This window comes from Enterococcus sp. H57 (assembly GCF_003112495.1).
Lineage (GTDB): Bacteria > Bacillota > Bacilli > Lactobacillales > Enterococcaceae > Enterococcus_B > Enterococcus_B faecium.
Genome location: NZ_BEHC01000056.1, coordinates 12820 through 35083, shown reverse-complemented (window position 1 = coordinate 35083; position 22264 = coordinate 12820). Strand labels below are relative to the sequence as shown.

Below are 22264 nucleotides of genomic sequence, written 5' to 3'. Positions count from 1 at the left end.
ATTTTTTGCATGAAACTAAAGAATACGCCTTTCTTTTTTCAATAAACTTTAGTAAAATAAGTCATTGAGAGCAATTCGGAAATAGAAAGGAGAGATTTATATGTTATCAACAGGTATTGTCGTACTTATTGCTATTATTGCTTTGCTAATCGGCGCAGTAGGTGGCTTTTTCCTAGCGCGTAAATATATGAAAGACTATTTAGAAAAAAATCCTCCCGTTAATGAGGACATGTTGCGATCAATGATGATGTCAATGGGGCAAAAACCATCTGAGAAGAAAATTCGCCAGATGATGCAGCAAATGAAGAACCAAGGGAAAAAATAGGTTCTGACCCAACGACTTTTTACGGGCTGATTTTTTCAGTCCGTTTTTTATTTCGTAATTTGTTAGACTATTCAGATTATTCAGCAAAAAAGACAAGCACAGACAATCCTAGGCTCTTGATAAAGACAAAGGAGGAGTAAAATGTCGATTTTTAGAAAATTAGGTTGGTTTTTTCGTCAGGAAAAGAAACATTATTTAATTGGGGTTTTCTCGCTATTCGCAGTGGCCTTGGTACAGTTAGTTCCTCCAAAAGTGATTGGGATCATCATTGATGAGATCGCCGATAAAAATTTATCAATAAAGATCATTTTCGGGTGGATCTTCCTATTGATTATCGCTGCTTTTTTACAATATCTTTTTCGTTATATCTGGCGGACGAATATTTGGGGAAGTGCAGCTCGGTTGGAGAAAGAACTTCGGCAGCAGTTATTCAAACATTTTACAGAAATGGACAATCTCTTTTACCAAAAATATCGGACTGGGGATTTGATGGCTCACGCAACGAATGATTTGAATGCGATCCAGAATGTAGCAGGAGCTGGTATCTTGACCTTTGCAGATTCAGTGATTACGGGCGGAACAACGATCATTGCGATGATTTTGTTTATTGATTGGCACTTAACACTGATTGCGCTGATTCCTCTGCCTTTGCTGGCCGTCACTTCACGAGTGCTGGGGTCAAAACTCCATGATGCTTTTCGTGATTCGCAAGAAGCTTTTTCTAGTATCAATGATAAGACACAAGAAAGTATCACTGGGATCAAAGTCATTAAAACATTTGGACAAGAAAAAGAAGATCTAGCGGATTTTGAAGAAAAGATTGAAGATGCAATTATTAAAAACAAACGAGTCAATTTTTTAGACTCCTTATTTGATCCATTCATTACCTTGATTATCGGTCTGTCTTATGTTGCAACAATTATTTTAGGTGGAAAGTATGTCTTGGAAGGCACGATCTCGATCGGGCAGATGGTCTCATTTATTAGTTATATCGGTATGCTTGTTTGGCCGATGTTTGCGATTGGTCGATTGTTCAACGTATTGGAAAGAGGAAATGCTTCTTATGATCGCGTCAATGAACTTTTGCATGAAAAGACGCATATCGTGGAACAACTGGGTGCAGTGCAGACCCCGGCAAAAGGCGAGCTGAATGTAGCTATTTCCTCTTTTAATTATCCGAAAGAAGAATCACCAGCATTAGAACAAATCAAGTTTGCGATCCAAGAAGGAGAAACATTAGGTATTGTTGGGAAAACTGGTGCGGGAAAAACGACGATCGTCAAATTACTGATGCGTGAATACGATGATTATCAAGGGAAAATCCAATTTGGCGGACGTTCGATCAAAGAATATTCATTGAATGCTTTATTAGGATCAATCGGCTATGTGCCTCAGGATCACTTCTTGTTTTCTATGACCATTCGAGATAATATCCGTTTTTCTAATCCAAAACTTTCAGAAGAAGAAGTAGAGCATGCGGCTTCTTTAGCATTTATCAACAATGAAATCAAGGAATTACCAAAAGGTTATGATACCTTAGTTGGAGAGCATGGAGTCTCTTTATCTGGCGGACAGAAACAAAGGATTTCGATTGCTCGAGCATTGATCAAAAATCCTGAATTATTAATATTAGATGATGCACTCTCTGCAGTAGATGCCAAAACAGAAGAAGCTATCTTGCATAATTTAAAAGAAATAAGAAAAGAGAAAACAACTATCATTGCAGCTCACCGTTTAAGTAGCGTGATGCATGCAAAAGAAATCATTGTTGTCGATCAAGGGAAAATCATTGAACGAGGAACCCATCATGAGCTGCTTGCACTAGGCGGCTGGTATGAACAAATGTGGGAGAAACAGCAATTAGAAGCGAAGATAGAAGGAGGCGAGGCCTGATGGATGAAAATTATCAATCGGAATGGACAAAATCGATTCCACTTAAAGAACAGAAAAAGATCATCAAACGACTGATGAAGTTCGCCAAACCTTTTAGAAGAACGTTCATCGTTGCTATCTTATTTGCGTTTGCTCTGTCTGTGATCAATGTTCTATTGCCAAGGATCATCCAAACTTTTATGGATGATCATCTGGCTAAACAGTCGGCTACGACACAAGTTATTTTGTTTTTTGCTGGTATGTACTTATTTGGAGTCATAGTAAAAAGTATTATTTGGTTTTTCCAATGGTATTTGTATTCCATGGCTTCATTGAAGACCTATCAGTATATTAGGGTAAAATTATTTGAAAAGCTGCATACACTAGGTATGCGTTATTTTGATCAGACACCGGCAGGATCAACCGTTTCTCGAGTAACGAATGACACAGAAACGCTATTTGAATTTTGGTACGTCTTTTTGATGGTATTGACTGGGATCTTTGCAGTCGTTTCTTCATTCATTGCCATGTTTCAAATCAATGGAGAAATTGCCTTGTGGACTTTGGTGTTCTTGCCAATTTTAGGAATCGTCATCTGGTATTACCAGAAATTTAGTTCTCGTATTTACCGGAATATGCGAGAAAAATTAAGTCAGCTGAATACGAAATTGAATGAATCGATTTCCGGCATGCGTATTATCCAGCAGTTTCGCCAAGAAGCTCGTTTAGCTAAAGAATTTGAACAAGTGAACAATGAGTATTTAGACACGCGCTATGCGATGATCAAAACGAATTCGATTCTGTTAAGTCCGATCATCAATTTTCTATATGCATTGGCGATTGCGTTGGTGTTGACTTTGTTTGGGATCGATGCGTTGCATTCTCCCGTAGAAGTTGGACTGATCTATGCATTTACGACCTATGTCCAGGGATTTTTTAATCCAATGTCTCAAATGATGGACTTTTTGAGCATCTTCACAGATGGGATGGTTGCTGGTAGTCGTATCTTGAAGATTATGGATACGGAAGAATATGCACCACAACAAAACCCTGGAGCAGATCAAATGATTACTTCAGGTAAGATTGAGTTTCGCAATGTAAGCTTTTCTTATGATGGAGAGCACAATGTATTAAACAATATCTCTTTTGTTGCTAATCCGGGAGAGACCGTTGCATTAGTGGGACACACCGGAAGTGGGAAAAGCTCGATCATCAATGTGTTGATGCGGTTTTACGAATTTTATGAAGGTCAGATATTGATTGATGATCATGACATTCGAGAATATCCAATGGAAGAGTTACGTAAGAAAATGGGGCTGGTCTTGCAAGATGCTTTCTTGTTTTATGGGGATATCGCAGGAAATATTCGGATGATGAATCCAGCTATCACAGACGAACAGATACGCCATGCGGCTGAGTTTGTTCAAGCAAACAAATTCATCGATGAATTACCAAAAGGATATCACTCAAAAGTGATCGAACATGGTGCCAGCTATTCTAGTGGACAACGACAGCTGATCACTTTTGCGCGAACAATCGTGACTGATCCTAAAATTCTAGTATTGGATGAAGCAACAGCAAATATCGATACTGAAACAGAAGGATTGATCCAAGAAGGATTGGCAAAAATGCGTCAAGGACGGACAACGATTGCGATTGCCCATCGGCTGTCAACGATTCGAGATGCAGAATTGATTTTAGTTTTAGACAAAGGTCATATAGTAGAACGCGGGAATCATGAAACACTTCTAGCGCAAAATGGTTTGTATGCAGATATGTACAAACTGCAAAGCAGTGGTATATAAAAGATGTTGTGACAGTAGCATTTTGACCTAAGCACTAGAGTGAAAATAAAACATAGCTTCTCATATTTTTCATCTGTGAGAGTTAGTGTCGTAGTCACCAGATTTAAAAAAAGATTCGACAGCTAGTCAGAAGTGCCTAATAGCCACTAAGAAAGCGTTGACAAAAGCATTTGCTTTCGATAATATAAAGAAAACGATACAACTTGGATAGTGATTGCCTGATGCAAGCTAAACCTGATGAGTCTCCCATGGTTTCATGGACGGCTTTTTGGGTTTTTCTTTTTGTTTTGGATACAGCCCTATACATCATGGAAAGGAGCAAAACATGCTGATTGAGAAAGTACTGAATAACAACGTCGTAATAACAAGGGATGAAAGAGATCGGGAAATGATTGTGATGGGAAAAGGATTGGCATTCAAAAAGAAGGTGGGTGACCCGATTCTTGACTCATGCATCGACAAAAAATTTCAGTTGACAAATGACGGACTTTCACAACAGTTCCAAGAATTGGCACAAGCGATTCCTCTTGAGTACTTAGAAATTTCTTGTGAAATCATTGAATATACAAAAGAGGCTCTGCAAGTCCATTTAAATGATTCTGTGTATATTTCATTGACGGATCACTTGTATACAGCTATCGAACGTCAAAAAATGGGGATCTTTGTGCCAAATGTATTGCTGTATGATATCAAACAACTGTTTCCTAAAGAGTATGCCATTGGGAAAAAAACAGTGAAGAAAATCTCGGAGAAATACCACATCAAGTTATCAGAAGACGAAACCGGATTTATCGCATTGCATTTAGTCAATGCACAAGGCATTCAAAGCCAGCAAGACAATACCTACCTGTTTACCACAACAATACAGGATATTTTAAATATCGTCCGCTATTACTATAAGATTACATTTGATGAAGATTCAGTCCACTTTTTTCGATTCGTCACGCACCTGCGTTTTTTTCTGACACGTGTCCTAGATGGAGCAAAATCAGAAGATGGAGAAGTTTCTGAGGAATTGTTCCAAGTTATTCAAAAAAATATAAGGATACGTTTGGTTGCGTTGAGAAAATAGCAGACTTTTTAACCGGGGCTTTCGACTACCAGATGTCCACGGATGAAAAAATGTATTTAACGATCCATACTGCGCGTTTAGTGCATGAGAATCGTTGTAAATAAATAAAAAAGGAGGACAAATTAACAAGAACGTATGAAAATAAGGGTAGTGACATTCAGTTGGCTAAACCTTCCACTAATTAATTGGAGGGAATAGAAATGGGAAAATACCAGGAATTAGCAGAAAACATCGTAAAGAATATCGGAGGAAAAGAAAATATCCGTAGCTTGACACACTGTGTGACGCGACTTCGTTTCAAACTAAAGGAGGAAAATAAAGCAAAGGATGATGTTTTGAAAAAGATGGAAGGGATAGTCACCATCATGAAAAGCGGCGGGCAATATCAAGTTGTAATCGGGAATCATGTGCCAGATGTCTATGCAGAAGTACTGACAGTAGCCGGGATTTCCGATGAAGCAGAAGAAGAGGTTTCTTCAAGTAGTAATCTGTTCAATCGATTAATCGACATATTAAGTGGCTGTTTCCAGCCTTTTTTAGGTGCTTTGGCTGCAGCGGGAATGGTCAAAGGATTAAATGCTTTGTTCTTGTTTCTCAAATTTTATACTGAAGGATCGGGTACGTACATCATGCTGAATGGGATAGGGGATGCAATTTTTTATTTCATGCCAGTGATCTTAGGGTACACAGCAGCGAAAAAATTTCATCTGAATCCGATGGTGGGGCTCGTGATTGGTGCAGCACTTTGTTATCCGACTGTACAAGGAGCAGCACTACAAAGTGGTTTCCCTGATGGCAGTCCTGCGCCTTATAGCTTGCTGGGGCTTCCGGCTTATGAAACATTTTTGGGTATCCCATGGGTGGGCAGCAGTTATACCAGTAGCGTCGTACCTGTTATCTTCATTATCGCATTTGCCGGACAAGTCCAAAAAATTGCCAAGAAATGGATTCCTGCAGTCGTCCAGACCTTTTTGGTTCCTTTTTCTGTGTTATTAATCGCACTTCCTGCTGGCTTTTTGATTATCGGTCCGATTGTCAGTATACTGACAGATCTATTAAGCACGGGATTCCAAGCATTGATGGACTTTTCTCCAGCTGTGTATGGTGCAGTTCTAGGGTTTCTTTGGCAAGTACTGGTGATTTTCGGACTTCATTGGAGTATTATCCCTCTTGCAATTATGCAGTTAGCGCAAAATGGGTGGAGTCAGATGTTAGTAGGCGTTTATGGCGCGAGTTTTGCACAGACAGCAGTGGTATTGGCGATGTATTTCAAGTTCAAGGATCAAAAAATGAAGGCGCTTTGCATGCCAGCTGTGATTTCAGGAATCTTCGGCGTAACAGAACCGGCTATTTATGGAATCACCTTACCGAAGAAGAAGCCATTTATTTACTCGATGATTGGTGGTGCTATTTCAGGAATCTATTTGATGGCATCTGGAACAATCAGCTACACAATGGGCGGATTAGGGATTTTTGGGGTGGTAAACTACATCACGGAAACAGACGCCAGTGGTATGTTTCAAGCGTTTATCGGCATTGCTATTGCTTCGGTAATCGGGTTTTCGCTGACTTTTTTCTTTTGGAAGGATGAAGCAGGTGAAACAGATGCTATACAGAAAAAATCAGGTAAAGAAATTGTAAAAACACCGATACAAGGACAAATCGCGCCACTAAATGCAGCGAAGGATGCAGCTTTTGCACAAGGAACACTAGGTCGAGGAATCTTGATCTACCCTGAAAAAGGAGAAGTACGTGCCCCTTTTGATGGAACAGTTATGACCCTGTTCCCGACGAAACATGCAATCGGAATGGTTTCTGAAACAGGGCTGGAATTGCTGATTCATGTCGGATTGGATACTGTGCAGTTGGAAGGGAAATATTTTGAAAGCTTAGTGCAGCAAGGAGAAAGAGTGAAACAAGGCGACCTGTTGCTACGCTTCGACAAAAAGAAAATCGAAAAGGAAGGATACAGTTTAGAAACACCTGTGATCGTCACCAATTACACGGATTATTTGGATATTTTGGAAAACCAAGGGGAGACGGTCGGGCCAGACGATGCACTTATCACCGCACTGACCTGAACGGTTAGGTGAAGAATGGACTAGGCTTGGCTATTCTTTTTATTCCACTTCTTTATTTTCAAAATTGAATGGCTCTTTCATGATGGCTGAGCTGATAGGGCGTTTATCGAATTTTTGACCGACAGAAATTAGATGGACTAAATTCTGTTGATAATTTTCTGCAAAAACACAACTATATAACACGTCTAGAAGATAACAAATTGATGTATTGATCGTAAAATTACCAATTTTTGAATACAGTCGCTCGCGTGTCGTAAGTCGCAAAGCGGCTGTACTCATTGCAGATAGCGTTGAATCACCGATACTGGTCAAAGCTAAAATTGGAACATGATTTTGTTTCAATATTTCTGCGGTACGAAGAATCACTTTATTTTCACCCGTATAAGAAATCAGGATCCCGCACATATCGCTCGTGCAATTGTACGCTTCATAGAATGATTCACCAAAAGTGGTGACAATTGTGACATCCATTTTGATGCGCTTCATTTTCAGCATGAAATCTTGAGAAATCAAAGTATTCGAGTTACTGGCGAAGATCACGATTTTTTTTGCCTGGAGCAGTAAATACTTAGCTTTTTGCAGTTGGTCATGATGAATGAGAGAAAGTGTATCTTGAATCGTCATCTGTTCTAAAGAAGCCATTTTATTTGCGATCGTCATAATACCGTCTGTGGTGGAAAAAGGAAGATTCGCATCTACGTCTTGAAAATTCCCTTCAAGATAGGCTGTTTCAGCTAAAAAAGCATTACGAAAACTGACCCAGCCATCAAACCCCATTTTTTTTGCTACACGGATGAGTGTGGACGGGTGGACATAACATCGCTCAGCGATCTCTTGGATGGTCATTTCGCCAAGTGCTGGAGAATCGCTTAAGAGAAACTGGATCACTTCATTTTCTGAAGGAGAAAAGGAGATTTCTTTGATTTTTTCACGTAATAACATGTAGATACCTTCTTCTTATTTTTTTACGTAAATTATAACTTTTTTGAAAATGATTTGTAAACGGATTTATACTATATAACTTAAAATAGACATTTTTTGACAAGATATTTACAAAAATCCACTAGAAAACAGTAACTTTTGTAAATGTTACTGGAAAGAAACGGATTTCTATTGTTTGTTTTGTTTACAAAAAAGATAATTAAAGTGTAAAAAAGTAAAGGAGTGAGAACATGGCAAAAGGAATCAAAATCGCTACGATTGGTGGAGGCAGCAGTTACACCCCCGAGTTGATGGAAGGATTTATCAAAAGATATGAGGAATTACCGATACGAGAAATCTGGCTCGTAGATGTAGAAGAAGGAAAAGAAAAGCTTGAGATCGTTAGTCAGATGTCTCAGCGTATGTGGGATGCTTCTCCGTATGAAGTCAAGATCTATGCAACTCTGGATCGGGAAGAAGCATTGAAAGATGCGGATTTTGTTACGACTCAGTTTCGTGTCGGTCAATTAGATGCACGAATCAAAGACGAGCGGATCCCTAGTTATTACGGGATGATCGGACAAGAAACAAATGGTGCTGGCGGGATATTCAAAGCTTTTCGTACCGTGCCAGTGGTCTTGGCAATCGTTGAAGACATGAAGCGTTTATGTCCAAATGCTTGGCTGATCAATTTCACGAACCCAAGTGGGATGGTGACAGAAGCAGTTATCAGATATGGCAAATGGGATAAAGTGATTGGATTATGCAATGTGCCAGTAATGGCGATGATGACAGAACCAGCAATGCTTGGCAAGAAAAAAGAAGAGCTGATCTACAAGTTTGCCGGTCTAAATCATTTCCATTGGCACAAAGTAGCAGATAATAAAGGAAATGACCGCACGGCAGAATTGATTGATCGTTTATACGATGAAGACAATGGATTGCCGAAAAATATCTTTGATATCCCGTTTTTCAAAGAACAATTAAAACAAATGAACATGATCCCTTGTGGCTACCACCGCTATTACTATCGTGAAGAAGAAATGCTGGAACATGCTTTAGAAGAATATCAAACGATTGGTACAAGAGCGCAGCAAGTGAAAGAAACAGAAGCAGAGCTGTTTGAATTATACAAAGATTCAGAATTAGACCATAAACCTGAACAATTGCAAAAACGAGGTGGCGCTTATTATTCAGACGCTGCCTGTGAAACGATTACTTCAATCTATGGAAATAAAGAAACACAGATCGTTGTATCTACAAAGAATGATGGAGCTGTTCCTGACCTGTCGGCAGATTGTGTTGTAGAAGTCACTGCCTATGTTGGCGCACAAGGAGCGAGAAATGTAGCGTTTGGTTCTCTTCCTGCTGCTGAAAGAGGCTGGTTGCAGGTAATGAAGAATATGGAATTGCTGACGATCGAAGCAGCTGTGACTGGTGATTATGGGACAGCCTTACAGGCGTTTACGATCAATCCACTTATACGATCAGAAAAGACAGCAAAACGGATCATGGATGAGTTGTTTATTGCACACCAGCAGTATTTACCGCAATTCAAGGAAACAATCGGCCGATTAAAAGAAGAAGAAATCGAAGTTCAAGATGAACTGGCAAGAGAATTATCAAGTAATACACATATAATGGAGGAAGTATAATGGGATTCAGAAAAGATTTTTTATGGGGCGGTGCTACAGCAGCCAATCAATGTGAGGGCGGTTATGATGAAGGTGGACGCGGACTAGCAAACGTAGATGTTGTGCCAATCGGAAAAGACCGTTTTCCTGTTATCACCGGAAAGAAAAAAATGTTTGAATTTGATGAGGACCATTTTTATCCAGCAAAAATTGCAATCGATATGTATCATCGTTATAAAGAAGATATTGCTTTGTTTGCAGAAATGGGGTTCAAGACTTATCGAATGTCCATCGCCTGGAGTCGTATTTTTCCAATGGGGGATGAGAAAGAGCCGAATGAAGCTGGCTTGAAATTTTATGAGGATGTCTTTAAAGAATGCCAAAAGCACGGAATTGAGCCACTTGTGACGATTACGCATTTTGATTGTCCAATGCATTTGATCAAAGAATATGGTGCGTGGCGTTCCAGAGAACTCGTTGGTTTTTATGAAAATCTGTGTCGAGTCATCTTCAATCGCTATAAAGGACTTGTCAAATATTGGCTGACATTCAATGAGATCAATATGATCCTTCATGCACCATTCATGGGCGCAGGGCTGTATTTTGAAAAAGGAGAAAATGAAGAACAAATCAAATATCAAGCGGCACATCATGAGTTGGTTGCAAGTGCCATCGCAACGAAGATTGCTCATGAAGTAGATCCGGAGAACAAAGTAGGCTGTATGCTGGCAGCAGGAGCATATTATCCATACACTTGCAATCCTGAAGATGTTTGGGCTTCTAGAAAATCAGATCGAGAAAATTATTTCTTCATTGATGTTCAGTCACGAGGAGAATACCCAGCTTATGCATTGAAAGAAATGGAACGAAATGGCATTCAGATCGAAATGGAACCAGGGGATGCCGCATTGCTGAAAGAACATACTGTTGATTTTATCTCCTTTTCTTATTATTCTTCCCGAGTTTCGACTACCGACAACGAACTCTTGGAACAGACTGCAGGAAATATCTTTGCTTCTGTCAAAAATCCATATCTGCAAGCAAGTGAATGGGGGTGGCAAATTGATCCATTAGGCTTGAGAATAACGATGAATGATATTTATGATCGTTATCAAAAACCATTATTTATTGTAGAAAACGGCTTAGGTGCAGTCGATACGCCAGATGAAAATGGTTATGTGGAAGATGATTACCGAATCGATTACCTGGCAGCGCATATCCAGGCGATGAAGGATGCAGTAGAACTAGACGGAGTCGATCTATTAGGCTATACGACTTGGGGATGTATTGATTTAGTATCAGCTGGTACCGGTGAGATGAAGAAAAGGTACGGATTCATTTATGTCGATCGTGATAACCAAGGAAATGGCACATTAGCCCGTTCAAAGAAAAAATCATTCAACTGGTATAAAAAAGTAATTGATTCAAATGGAGAAAATCTTTCGAACGATTGATCAATGATTTATAAAAGTCTATTGTTTTTCAGCGGATTTTTCGAGTATAATAAAGCTATTCGAGAAACGCAAGCAGAACAATAGACTTTTTTTCGCATTGGCTGTAAAGTATGCTTACTTGATTAAGTAAAGGAGAATCTACATATGTATGATGTAATCGTTATTGGCGCAGGTCCTGCTGGGATGACTGCTGCTTTATATGCTTCACGTTCAAACTTATCCGTATTGATGATCGAACAAGGTGCCCCTGGCGGCCAAATGAACAATACGGCAGAAATCGAAAATTATCCTGGATTCGATTCGATCATGGGCCCTGATCTAGCTTATAAGATGTATGAAAGTGTCTCAAGATTTGGGACAGAAAATGCTTATGGAATCGTTCAAGATATCAAGGATCACGGCAGCCATAAAGAAGTCATCTGTGAAGATAAAAGTTACGAAGGAAAAACAGTCATTATCGCAACAGGCTGTATCCACCGTAAATTAGGCGTACCTGGCGAGGAAGAATTTGCTGGACGAGGCGTTTCTTACTGTGCAGTCTGCGATGGTGCGTTTTTCCGTAACAAACGTCTAGTAGTCATCGGGGGTGGGGACTCAGCAGTAGAAGAAGCCATCTATTTGACACAATTTGCTTCTGAAGTAGTGATCGTCCACCGTAGAGATGAATTACGTGCACAAAAGATCATCCAAGACCGTGCATTTGCAAATGAAAAAATTTCCTTTATGTGGGATACAGTCGTTGACGAAATCGTTGGAAACGAAATGGTAGTGACAGGTGTGAAAGCACGTAATGTCAAAACCGGCAATGAATTTGATTTAGCAGCAGACGGAGTATTCATCTATGTTGGACTGGATCCATTAACTGCACCTTTTAGAGAAGCAGGTTTGACGAACGAGGCTGGCTGGATTCCAACAGACAACGAAATGAAAACGAATATGCCAGGCGTTTTTGCCATCGGAGATGTTCGTGAAAAAGATTTGCGACAAATCACTACAGCTGTTGGTGACGGCGGTATTGCTGGACAACAAGTGTATAAATACTTGGAGTATTTGGAAGAAACAACAGCATAAGTTTAAAAAGAGTAGAAGAACGGGTTCAATTGTTCTTTTACTCTTTTTTTTCGCGTGAAATTTACTGAATCTGATTTATGCGAACACGTCCAACACCTTTTGATAAAAGAATCCTTTCTTGATTTAAGCGTTTTTTGGTCCTCATACTTTCATATCTAATAAGTGAATGCTATACTTATTAAGAACCATATTTCAGAAAGAGGTGTTATTTTCATGTCTTGGGAACAAGTGTATGAACAATGGGTACATGAAGAAAATTTAGAAGAAAACTTAAAAAAACAATTAAATGATCTGGGTGAAGATCCTGAAAAACTTGAAGATGCTTTTTATGCACCGTTGGAATTCGGTACTGCAGGCATGCGGGGAATCTTAGGACCTGGGATCAATCGAATGAACATCTATACGGTAAGACAAGCAACAGAAGGACTAGCACGTTTCATGGATACACAAGGTGAAGAAACAAAACGCCGAGGTGTCGCTATCGCTTATGACTCACGCCATCAGTCACCAGAATTTGCAATGGAAGCAGCCAAAACACTGGCACATCACAATATCCCGTCTTATGTATTCGAAAGTCTGCGTCCAACACCAGAGCTTTCTTTTGCAGTTCGTCATTTGAAGACGTTTGCGGGAATCATGGTAACCGCATCTCACAACCCAGCGGCTTACAATGGATATAAAGTCTACGGAGAAGATGGCGGACAAATGCCTCCTGCAGACGCAGATGCATTGACGAAATATGTCCGTGAAGTCAGCAATCCGCTAAAAGTCGAAGTATTATCTGATGAAGAAGCTAAACATAGCGGGTTGATCACGATCATCGGAGAAGAAGTGGACGCTGCTTATCTAGAAGAAATCAAAGCAGTGACGATTGATCGTGAATTGGTTGAAACAATGGGGAAAGATTTGAAACTTGTGTACACGCCACTTCATGGAACAGGGAAAATGTTGGGCGAACGTGCGTTGAAACAAGCTGGATTCGAACAATTCGTACTAGTTCCCGAACAAGCTGTGGCAGATCCAGATTTCACTACGGTCAAATCGCCAAATCCAGAAGAACATTCAGCTTTTGAATATGCTATACGACTTGGAGAAAAAGAAGGAGCTGACTTGCTGATTGCAACAGATCCTGATGCAGACCGTTTAGGCGCAGCGGTTCGTTTGCCAGATGGTTCTTATGAAGTATTGACTGGGAACCAAATCGGAGCATTGTTTGCTCAATATATTTTGGAAGCACATCAATCAAGAGGCACTTTACCAGAAAACGCAGCGGTATTGAAATCAATCGTTTCCAGCGAATTGCCCACAGCAATTGCGGAACACTACGGTGCTACCATGTTCAATGTGTTGACAGGGTTTAAATTCATTGCTGAAAAAATACAACAATTTGAAGAAGACCATTCACATACTTTTATGTTTGGATTCGAAGAAAGTTATGGTTATTTAGTTAAACCTTTTGTTCGCGATAAAGACGCGATCCAAGCATTGCTTTTATTAGCAGAAGTAGCAGCTTACTATAAAAAACAAGGCAAAACGTTGTATGACGGCTTGCAAACGATTTTTGAAACCTATGGCTATTTCGCAGAAAAAACGATTTCTGTGACAATGAGCGGACAAGAAGGTTCTGCGAAAATCTCTGCTTTGATGGAAAAATTCCGTAAAGAAGCACCGACAGAATTTGCCGGAGCAAAAGTTATTCAAACAGAAGACTTTAAAGAATTGACGAGAACAGACCGTGAAGGAAACGTAGAAAAACTAACAACACCGCCATCCGACGTATTGAAGTATACATTGGAAGAAAATGGCTGGATCGCTATCCGCCCTTCAGGAACTGAGCCGAAAATCAAGTTTTATATTGGTGTAAAAGGAAGCTCTACAGAAGACGCAGCCGAAAAAGTAGCCTCTTATGAAGCGATTATCAAAAAGATGACAGAAGAATAAAAACTTGAGACTGATGGAAAAAGTGGTAAACTTTAGAAGTCAGTCTTTTTTCAAGTTGGAGGTGAATGGATTGCCAGACACGCAAAAATCAAAAGTAGAGAAAGTCAGTCAATTATTCAAAATGTTGAGTGATCCCACTCGTCTTAAAATTCTGCTATATCTGAAAGACGGGGAACAAAATGTGACAGCAATCACCCAAGCAGTGGAAATGGAGCAGTCTGCTGTATCGCATCAACTACGTTTATTAAGAGAAAATCATGTCGTCAAGTCTCATCGCGAGGGAAAAGCGATTTTGTATAGTCTTGATGATTCTCATGTACTGGATATTTTGAACCAGACACTCAAACATGTGGAACATCAATAACGATAGGTGCAAATAGATAAACACTGGAGTGTGACAACGAAGAAATTTCGTTGTCACACTCCAGTGTTTTTTAAGAAAAAGACAAAAATGATTAATCGCTTTTTTCTGTTGTTTCAGTTCCATAATAACTATGATCTTCTAGGTCTAAAGCATTCAAAATAAGCGAAGCCGTTTCTTCAATAGATAAAGATGCCACATTGATCACTACACATCCTAGTTTTTCATAAAGATCATTCGCAAAATCGAGTTCAGCTCTAATTTTTTCGATATCGGAATAAGCAGTATCAGGGTTTAATCCGTAAGAGCGCATCCGTTCTTTACGGATATTATTTAAAATATCTGGGTTATTCGTCAGTCCCACGATTTTTTTAGGATCGATTTCCCACAGCTGTTTGGGAATATGTGCTTGGGGAATCAAAGGTAAATTGGCAACTTTTAAATTTTTATTTGCTAAAAACAAGCTCAAAGGCGTTTTGGAAGTTCGGGATACGCCTAGCAAAACGACATCTGCTTCTAAAAAACCACGAGGATCTTTCCCATCATCGTATTTTACAGCAAATTCCATTGCTTTGATCCGTTTGAAATAGTTCTCATTCAATAAATGGAGGGCACCAGGTTGCCGAATTGGCTTGATACCAGTTAAACGTTCAATTTCTGATATCGGTGGCGTCATCACATCGAAACTAAATAATTGATGTTCTTCACAAAAAGAACGTGTTATCTCGATCAGTTCTTGATTGATTAATGTATGCAGGACAAGTGCTTTTTCTTCTAATGCATCTTGCAATGCCTGCCTTAATGTTTTTTCATCTGTCACGAACGTTCTGCGGAATAGGTTGAACTCAACGGTAGGATACTGAGCCATAGTAGCTTGCGCTAGTTTTGTCGCAGTTTCTCCAGCAGAGTCGGAGATGACAAAAAAAGTAACGATTTCTGTAGAATCGGAAGACATGGATAAAACCTCACTTGCATTTTTTTTATGTTTATTATACCATACTCTAGAATGCGTACTTCGTAATCATTTTGATTTGGAGGAATAAGTCATGAAAAAACAGACATTGATCGAACAATCATTAGAAACATTGAAAAATAACGGTTTTAAATATACTAAAAAAAGAGAAGCATTGTTAACTTATTTAGTGAAGCGTAACCGCTACGTATCTGCTAAAGAAGTTTTTGACTATATGAATCAGGAATTCAAAGGGGTAAGTTATGATACGATTTACCGGAATCTCCATGATTTTGCAGAGATCGATTTACTGGAAGAAACCGATTTAAATGGAGAAATGAAGTTTCGTTTTCATTGCTGTCAGGGGGAAATCGGCCATCACCATCATTTTATCTGTACAGTGTGCGGAACAACGAAAGAAATCCATATGTGTCCGATGAATTATTTCGAAGAACAGCTAGGTGGATGCACGATCGAAGGGCATAGATTCGAGATTTTCGGAAGATGTGAAAATTGTCAATAAGGATTTAAATAAAATAACATTTGATAATTTTAAAAAAAAGCAAGATTTCCTTGACGGTCAAAACAGCATTAGATATAATATTCACAGGACAGTCTTGTTTTTTGAGATATATTTCAATAACAATTACGGTTACTTTTTAAGCTCGGAGGGAGGGAATTAACATGTCAAAAACAGTCGTTCGCAAAAACGAATCACTTGACGATGCTCTTCGTCGCTTCAAACGTTCCGTGTCAAAAGCGGGTACTTTACAAGAATCTCGTAAACGTGAATTCTACGAAAAACCAAGTGTAAGACGCAAGAAAAAATCTGAAGCAGCTAGAAAACGCAAAAAATTCTAGTTCTGTGATGAATTGGAGTTGGTAGTGTGTCACTACTAAGTAGATTAAACGATGACATGAAAGCAGCGATGAAAGCGAAAGATAAGGAATCTTTACAAGTCATCCGAATGATCAAGTCATCTATACAAAACGAGCAGATTAAAGAAGGTCACGACTTGACAGAAGAAGAAGAACTAACGGTGTTGTCTCGCGAAATGAAACAGCGACGTGATTCTTTGCATGAGTTTGAAGAAGCAGGACGTGACGATTTAGCTGAAAAAGTAAAAAGTGAAATTGTAATAGTCGAAAAATATATGCCGGAACAACTTTCCGACGAAGAAATTCGACAACTTGTTCAAGAAGCAATCACTCAAACTGGTGCTTCATCAATGAAAGAATTTGGCAAAGTTATGGGTGCAATTATGCCTAAAGTCAAAGGAAAAGCAGATGGAAACCAAGTAAATGCGATTGTGAAAGAACTATTACAATCTTAATTTTATCATTTAAGCTGCGGACAGTGATTGTCCGCAGTTTTTTGTGTTCGTAAAAAAAGAACTAAAAAACAGCTAGAAGAAAGAATAAGATTCTTTCTTCTAGCTGTTTTTTCCTGTTTAATATCTCTTATGTTAAATTGTGTTTGATTTGGTTATTCTTCTGGTAACTCACTTGCTTCTTGTTTATATCCTGATACGCGATATACATAATAAAAGAGCAAGCTGCCAGCGTAACCAAGCAACGTTGGGACGACCCAGCCAAGTCCTAATGCAGCAAAAGGAACATAATGATGATAAAATCCTAGTAAGCTTGCTACGACAGTTTGCTGACTCACTAATGCAGGCGAATTTGCCAACATATCCAATACGGCTGGAACGGCAGAAAAGAACATCGTTACTTGATAGACAAATGGACTCTTTTGGAAGAATTTTGCTGTTAAGGAAAGCAAGATTAACGCAAGTGACAATGGATACAAAAGCATCAATACTGGTAAAGACCATTGGATGATATTATCCAATCCGGCATTCGCAACGACAAAAGAGACAAAAGTCGTTAACCGCAGCCATGTCATATAACTGACTTTAGGGAACAGTTTATGGAAATCTTGTGCAAAAGAAACAACGAGTCCCATAGCGGTAGTGAAGACACCTAATGTGACCATTACCCCTAAGAAGCTAGCACCGAAGTTACCTAAATAAAAATTAGTGATCTGAGAAAGTGCAGTTCCGCCATTTTCTGATAAAGACATCTTATTCAAACTCATCGCACCGAGAAGGACCAGACCAAAATAAATCATGACTTCTAACGCAACGCTCAGGCTACCAGCTTTTGCTGTTAATTCTGTGACTTTTTTATCTTTAAAACCAAGATCACGAACTGCATGGACAAAAGTGACACTTAAAGCAAGTAAAGCTACTGCATCAACCGTGTTGTATCCTTCTAAAACGCCATTTGTCAAAGCGTTCGTCTGATAAGAATCTGCAGCAGATTGGTTTAGATTCCCCATGGGTTGGAATAAAGAAACGACAAAAATGATAGCTAATAATGCAAGAAACAAGGAGTTTAAATACTTTCCGACATATTTGACCAAACGTGTTGGATGTACAGTAAGGAAATAAGCAAGTAAAAAGAAAAGAGCAGAGAATAAAAACATACCTAATGAATCATATTTTTCAGGCAAAAAGGGTTTAGCAGCCATTTCAAAAGCAGTTGCTGCTGTCCGCGGTGTACCAAAGAATGGTCCGATTGTTAAATGAACAAGGATCAAGAACAAGGCAGCATACCATTTTCCGACAGGTTTAGCTAAGTCATACAGACCATCACTTTTTGTCACTACTACAGCTAAGATAGCTAATAATGGGAAAAGAGCGCCTGAGATGGCAAAACCTACGCCAGCACTGACCCAGTTTGCGCCAGCCATTTGACCTAAGTGGACAGGAAAGATTAGATTGCCTGACCCGAAGAACATCCCGAAGATAAGTGAACTGACCATCAATAGTTGTTTCCATGAATAAGTTTTTGTTTCTTCCATAAATTTTTCCTCCAATAATTATCATTTTGATTGACGATATAAACGTTGCAGCAATTAGTAATGCCACTAATATCAGATTCCATGAAAACCACCACCTTAAAATATAAAAAAAAGCCCTTTTCCACTTGGGAAAAGGGCTCTAGATTCTAGAACGGTACCACCTTTTTTCGCTTAAAAAAGCTTCTTCATTCACGGACGCTTTTTGCTAAAGTTATCCGCTAGCCTGATAATGGAGGCAGCCACAATGATCTACGTTTTCGACATTGACTCGGAAATGATGTTCGTCTATTCGATTTATTGTCATTTCTCACTTACATGACTCACTGGGAATAAATCGTTGAATAGCCTACTGTTTTCCTCGACGCTTTGCTGTATGTTTATTTGTTGACGTAATAATACACCTGTTTTTTTTGAAATGCAAGAATATTTTAACTATTTTGTTTTCTTTTTTTGAAATAAGAAAAATACCTAGAGAATACCTGCTGAATGAAACGGAATATTTTGTTCTCCACTTTCATATAACTTACATTCTCAGCTTCTTTTTATCAAAACGAGACCTTTAGCGAATGGAAACGGCTATTTTTTAACGTTTCTTGGTACGTATGGTTAAGCGGCTCTTTTACAACCTTTTCTTATTTGCTATATAGTTTCTTCTGAGTATGGTAAAATAGGAAAGAATGAATCGAAAAAAAGGGGATGTCTATTTTTGACGGAAGAGTCTAGTTCTTTAGAGATTAGATTGACAGCTGCTGATGATGTCAGCATGCTTTTAGGTGCACACGACAAGCATATAAAACTGATCGAGGAAACAACGGAAACAACCATCCATACACGTGGAGAAATCATTCAGATCATTGGTGAACAATCCCAGATTTCCTTGGCTGCCTCAGTCATTCGGACATTACAGGAATTGATCAAACGAGGAATCCACGTAAGTACACCAGATGTCGTGACGGCATTGAAAATGGGGCAAAAAGGTACATTAGATTATTTTGTTGAGATGTATGAGGAAGAGATCGTCAAAGACCGTAATGGAAAACCTATACGGGTAAAAAACAGCGGTCAAAAGAAATACGTTGAATCGGTAGCCAAACATGACATCGTATTTGGTGTAGGGCCAGCCGGAACAGGGAAAACGTTTCTTGCCGTAGTATTAGCAATTGCTGCCTTAAAAAAAGGCGAAGTGCAAAAAATCATTTTGACGCGGCCCGCTGTAGAGGCAGGGGAAAACCTAGGCTTTCTACCAGGGGATCTGAAAGAAAAAGTGGATCCTTATCTGCGGCCTGTTTATGATGCTTTATACCAAATTTTTGGATTGGATCATACGAACCGATTGATGGAACGAGGCGTAATCGAAATCGCACCATTAGCTTACATGCGGGGGCGGACATTGGATGATGCATTCGTTATCTTGGACGAAGCACAAAACACGACAGTCGCTCAGATGAAAATGTTCTTGACCCGTCTCGGTTATCAATCAAAAATGATTGTCAATGGGGATACAAGTCAGATAGACTTGCCTCGAGGGACGACAAGTGGTCTTGTTCATGCAGAACGAACACTAAAGCAAATCAAAAAAATCGATTTTGTTAATTTTGAAGCAAGTGACGTTGTTCGGCACCCTGTAGTTGCCGAAATCATCAAAGCTTATGAAAAGGCGGATCTTCATCAAGAATAAGCTTTGCTTAGGAGGATAAGCACATGTTGAATAAAACACTGCAGAAACTACAAGAAAAACTCGGAAAGGCAGCATTGCCTTTCCTTCTGTTCTTGTTTTTTATCATTGTCTGCGGCGTTACATTTAGTAGTGTCAAACAAAAGGCCAATGATTTTAGAGAAGGCCAAGTAGCAGAAGAGAGTATCCGTGCGAATAAAACGATCGAGAACACGGAAGAAACCGAACAAAGAAGAAAACTGGCAGCAGAAGCAGTGACTCCAGAATATACTTATCAAAAAGATCTGGCAGATGACCAGAACAATCGGATCAAGCAATTATTCGAATTGATCGATAAGACGAATGATACCATCAACAAATCTTATAATGACAAGGTAGATAAGGCGAAGGAAGATGAAAATATCCCGAAACCTACTACAGAAGAGCGGATTGCTACACTGAAGAAAAATTTTGAAAACGTGAATGCAGAAAACGTTGCGTTTTACCAAAAACTGCCGAACAATTTTTATTCGACGATATTTGAAATGACTGAAACGGAAATTCACACAGTTAGGGATGAAAGTTTGAAGCTCATTGACGAACAGATGAGTAAACAAGTTCGTGAAAGCGAATTGGAAGCTTTTAAACAAGAAGCAGAAGATCAGATTCAATATTTGAATGTCACAACAGAGCAGCAACAAATGATTCGCTACTTAGTAGATCAAGGAATTGTAGTCAATGATGTATTGAATGAGAAAAAGACAGAAGAATTAAAACAATCTGCACGAGAAGCTGTACAACCAGTGATGATCTTCCAAGGAGAAATCATTGTTCGCGAAGGAAATCAAATTGATGCTTCAGCAATGAAAAAATTGGAATTACTAGGATTGACGAATCAAACGACTTCGATTTTCCCACTCATTGCCATGGTTTTAGCTGTTTTGCTTCAAATCGGTGTACTGATTTATAATTCACTTCAATTCCAAAATGCAGGAGAAAGAACAAAATACGTACTTTTCTACGTGACGGCAATGTCAGTCAGCGTAGTACTAATGAAATTTTTCCAACTCTTCCAAACAGAACAAGCTGCTTATATTCCGCTGTTTTACCCCGCGGCTTTTGCTCCACTTGTTTTAAGCTTTTTCTTGAATCGAAGAGCAGGGATCATGGCTGGTATTTTCCAGGCAGTATCCGCACTTTTCATTTTTTATGATTCGATTGGCACGAACTTTCTGACAGTTATTTTGATGTCCTATGTATTTTCTGGTCTTATGGCAACGATCGTCAGACGCAAACGGATCTCAGAACAAGGGTTATCCGCTGCTATGTGGGTCATTATTTTCCCTGTGATGATGGATGTCATTTTGATTATCTACCAAGGAATGAGCTTTGGAGATGCAACGACTTGGTTAACGCTAGTCTGCGGATTCACAGGTGCACTGTTCTCATTCTTGCTGACGATAGGTCTGCACCCCTATATTGAATTGATGGTCAATGATGATAGTGTGATCGTATTAAATGAACTCAGCAATCCTAATCATCCTTTATTGAAACAGTTGCTGGAAGAAGCACCAGGCACGTATCACCATAGCATGATGGTAGCCAATCTAAGTGCTAATGCTGTAGCAGAAATCGGTGGACGTTCTTTACTAACTCGAGTAGCTTGCTATTATCATGATATCGGCAAGATCAAACACGCCAGCTTTTTCGTTGAGAACTTGCCTTCAGGAGCGGAAAATCCGCACAATTTCTTATTGCCAGAAGACAGTAAACATATTATCTTTGGACATGTGACAGATGGTGCCAAAATATTGGAAGATTATAATATGCCGCAAATGGTGATCGATATTTGCAGACAGCATCATGGAACCACGCTGATGCGTTATTTCTACGTTAAGGCAAAGGAACGCAACCCGGAAGTCACGGAAGAGCAATTCCGTTATCCTGGACCAAAACCTCAAAGCCGTGAAGCAGGAATCGTCAATATAGCTGACAGTTGTGAAGCGGCAGTACGGGCAATGGACCATCCAACGAGCGAAAAAATCGAAAGTTTTGTCCATAATCTTATAGAAGAGCGTATTTCCGATGGACAATTGGACGACAGTGGATTGACGTTAAAAGAAATCCGTAAAGTAGAAAAATCATTGATCAGCGGTTTAAGCAGTACCTTCCATTCTCGGATCAAATATCCTAAAATGAAATCGGAAGTTGAGAAGATAAAAGAAGAACAAGAAGAATAGCAAGAAGAATAGAAA

17 protein-coding genes and 1 pseudogene are annotated in these 22264 nt (G+C 39.3%); 15 read left to right on the top strand and 3 right to left on the bottom strand.

Annotated features, from left to right (window positions below; genetic code table 11):
• Window positions 1-100 precede the first annotated feature (100 nt).
• From DIZ30_RS10470 to DIZ30_RS10450, 5 genes and pseudogenes are all read left to right on the top strand, one after another.
• Window positions 101-325 carry a YneF family protein gene (locus DIZ30_RS10470; protein WP_002294955.1) on the top strand — a complete coding sequence of 75 codons (225 nt, stop codon included), beginning with the start codon at window positions 101-103 and terminating at the stop codon, window positions 323-325.
• Window positions 326-466: 141 nt separating this feature from the next.
• Window positions 467-2218, top strand: coding sequence for an ABC transporter ATP-binding protein (locus DIZ30_RS10465; protein WP_104807486.1), 1752 nt, complete (start codon window positions 467-469; stop codon window positions 2216-2218).
• Window positions 2218-4002 carry an ABC transporter ATP-binding protein gene (locus tag DIZ30_RS10460; protein ID WP_002289169.1) on the top strand — a complete coding sequence of 595 codons (1785 nt, stop codon included), beginning with the start codon at window positions 2218-2220 and terminating at the stop codon, window positions 4000-4002. The genes DIZ30_RS10465 and DIZ30_RS10460 overlap by 1 nt, the downstream gene beginning before the upstream one ends.
• Before the next feature lie 325 nt (window positions 4003-4327).
• Window positions 4328-5178, top strand: a pseudogene (licT, locus tag DIZ30_RS10455) (BglG family transcription antiterminator LicT).
• Between the two features lie 96 nt (window positions 5179-5274).
• Complete coding sequence (locus DIZ30_RS10450) at window positions 5275-7155, top strand: beta-glucoside-specific PTS transporter subunit IIABC (RefSeq protein ID WP_104807484.1); 1881 nt, start codon at window positions 5275-5277, stop codon at window positions 7153-7155.
• A gap of 39 nt (window positions 7156-7194) precedes the next feature.
• Here DIZ30_RS10450 and DIZ30_RS10445 read toward each other — a convergent pair whose 3' ends face one another.
• Window positions 7195-8097 carry a MurR/RpiR family transcriptional regulator gene (locus DIZ30_RS10445; RefSeq protein ID WP_002289172.1) on the bottom strand — a complete coding sequence of 301 codons (903 nt, stop codon included), beginning with the start codon at window positions 8095-8097 and terminating at the stop codon, window positions 7195-7197.
• A gap of 230 nt (window positions 8098-8327) precedes the next feature.
• Between DIZ30_RS10445 and DIZ30_RS10435 the strand changes: the two genes are divergently transcribed.
• The 5 genes from DIZ30_RS10435 to DIZ30_RS10415 all read left to right on the top strand — a co-directional run bounded on the left by DIZ30_RS10435 (window position 8328) and on the right by DIZ30_RS10415 (window position 14540).
• Window positions 8328-9731 carry a 6-phospho-beta-glucosidase gene (locus DIZ30_RS10435; RefSeq protein WP_109023206.1) on the top strand — a complete coding sequence of 468 codons (1404 nt, stop codon included), beginning with the start codon at window positions 8328-8330 and terminating at the stop codon, window positions 9729-9731.
• Complete coding sequence (locus DIZ30_RS10430) at window positions 9731-11164, top strand: 6-phospho-beta-glucosidase (RefSeq protein WP_002330061.1); 1434 nt, start codon at window positions 9731-9733, stop codon at window positions 11162-11164. Before DIZ30_RS10435 ends, DIZ30_RS10430 begins: the two co-directional genes overlap by 1 nt.
• 144 nt (window positions 11165-11308) lie before the next feature.
• Complete coding sequence (gene trxB, locus DIZ30_RS10425) at window positions 11309-12235, top strand: thioredoxin-disulfide reductase (RefSeq protein WP_109023205.1); 927 nt, start codon at window positions 11309-11311, stop codon at window positions 12233-12235.
• 213 nt (window positions 12236-12448) lie between these two features.
• Window positions 12449-14176 (top strand): phospho-sugar mutase, encoded by a 1728-nt coding sequence (locus DIZ30_RS10420; RefSeq protein WP_002296152.1) that lies wholly within the window; start codon window positions 12449-12451, stop codon window positions 14174-14176.
• 13 nt (window positions 14177-14189) lie between these two features.
• A complete protein-coding gene (locus tag DIZ30_RS10415) occupies window positions 14190-14540 on the top strand; it encodes a helix-turn-helix transcriptional regulator (protein WP_002321425.1) in 351 nt (116 codons plus the stop codon).
• Window positions 14541-14631: 91 nt separating this feature from the next.
• On the opposite strand, the gene DIZ30_RS10410 is transcribed toward DIZ30_RS10415, so the two are convergent.
• Window positions 14632-15492 (bottom strand): pyruvate, water dikinase regulatory protein, encoded by an 861-nt coding sequence (locus DIZ30_RS10410; protein WP_002296156.1) that lies wholly within the window; start codon window positions 15490-15492, stop codon window positions 14632-14634.
• 91 nt (window positions 15493-15583) lie between these two features.
• Here DIZ30_RS10410 and DIZ30_RS10405 point away from each other — a divergent pair, with 91 nt between their 5' ends.
• From DIZ30_RS10405 to DIZ30_RS10395, 3 genes are all read left to right on the top strand, one after another.
• Window positions 15584-16012, top strand: coding sequence for a Fur family transcriptional regulator (locus DIZ30_RS10405; RefSeq protein ID WP_002287322.1), 429 nt, complete (start codon window positions 15584-15586; stop codon window positions 16010-16012).
• 161 nt (window positions 16013-16173) lie between these two features.
• Window positions 16174-16350 (top strand): 30S ribosomal protein S21, encoded by a 177-nt coding sequence (rpsU, locus tag DIZ30_RS10400; protein WP_002287321.1) that lies wholly within the window; start codon window positions 16174-16176, stop codon window positions 16348-16350.
• Between the two features lie 26 nt (window positions 16351-16376).
• A complete protein-coding gene (locus DIZ30_RS10395) occupies window positions 16377-16823 on the top strand; it encodes a GatB/YqeY domain-containing protein (RefSeq protein WP_002287318.1) in 447 nt (148 codons plus the stop codon).
• Between the two features lie 152 nt (window positions 16824-16975).
• Here DIZ30_RS10395 and brnQ read toward each other — a convergent pair whose 3' ends face one another.
• A complete protein-coding gene (gene brnQ, locus DIZ30_RS10390; protein ID WP_109023204.1) occupies window positions 16976-18355 on the bottom strand; it encodes a branched-chain amino acid transport system II carrier protein in 1380 nt (459 codons plus the stop codon).
• Window positions 18356-19061: 706 nt separating this feature from the next.
• Between brnQ and DIZ30_RS10385 the strand changes: the two genes are divergently transcribed.
• Entirely contained in the window at window positions 19062-20033 is a 972-nt protein-coding gene (locus DIZ30_RS10385) for a PhoH family protein (RefSeq protein WP_002291698.1), read from the top strand.
• Window positions 20034-20056: 23 nt separating this feature from the next.
• A complete protein-coding gene (locus DIZ30_RS10380; RefSeq protein ID WP_002291699.1) occupies window positions 20057-22249 on the top strand; it encodes an HD family phosphohydrolase in 2193 nt (730 codons plus the stop codon).
• Window positions 22250-22264: the final 15 nt, after the last annotated feature.

Bases quoted from the DNA above. Each gene is read 5' to 3' on its own strand.
- DIZ30_RS10470 (WP_002294955.1), top strand. From the start codon at position 101: ATGTTATCAACAGGTATTGTCGTACTTATTGCTATTATTGCTTTGCTA.
- DIZ30_RS10465 (WP_104807486.1), top strand. From the start codon at position 467: ATGTCGATTTTTAGAAAATTAGGTTGGTTTTTTCGTCAGGAAAAGAAA.
- DIZ30_RS10460 (WP_002289169.1), top strand. From the start codon at position 2,218: ATGGATGAAAATTATCAATCGGAATGGACAAAATCGATTCCACTTAAA.
- DIZ30_RS10450 (WP_104807484.1), top strand. From the start codon at position 5,275: ATGGGAAAATACCAGGAATTAGCAGAAAACATCGTAAAGAATATCGGA.
- DIZ30_RS10445 (WP_002289172.1), bottom strand. From the start codon at position 8,097: ATGTTATTACGTGAAAAAATCAAAGAAATCTCCTTTTCTCCTTCAGAA.
- DIZ30_RS10435 (WP_109023206.1), top strand. From the start codon at position 8,328: ATGGCAAAAGGAATCAAAATCGCTACGATTGGTGGAGGCAGCAGTTAC.
- DIZ30_RS10430 (WP_002330061.1), top strand. From the start codon at position 9,731: ATGGGATTCAGAAAAGATTTTTTATGGGGCGGTGCTACAGCAGCCAAT.
- trxB (WP_109023205.1), top strand. From the start codon at position 11,309: ATGTATGATGTAATCGTTATTGGCGCAGGTCCTGCTGGGATGACTGCT.
- DIZ30_RS10420 (WP_002296152.1), top strand. From the start codon at position 12,449: ATGTCTTGGGAACAAGTGTATGAACAATGGGTACATGAAGAAAATTTA.
- DIZ30_RS10415 (WP_002321425.1), top strand. From the start codon at position 14,190: ATGGAAAAAGTGGTAAACTTTAGAAGTCAGTCTTTTTTCAAGTTGGAG.
- DIZ30_RS10410 (WP_002296156.1), bottom strand. From the start codon at position 15,492: ATGTCTTCCGATTCTACAGAAATCGTTACTTTTTTTGTCATCTCCGAC.
- DIZ30_RS10405 (WP_002287322.1), top strand. From the start codon at position 15,584: ATGAAAAAACAGACATTGATCGAACAATCATTAGAAACATTGAAAAAT.
- rpsU (WP_002287321.1), top strand. From the start codon at position 16,174: ATGTCAAAAACAGTCGTTCGCAAAAACGAATCACTTGACGATGCTCTT.
- brnQ (WP_109023204.1), bottom strand. From the start codon at position 18,355: ATGGAAGAAACAAAAACTTATTCATGGAAACAACTATTGATGGTCAGT.
- DIZ30_RS10380 (WP_002291699.1), top strand. From the start codon at position 20,057: ATGTTGAATAAAACACTGCAGAAACTACAAGAAAAACTCGGAAAGGCA.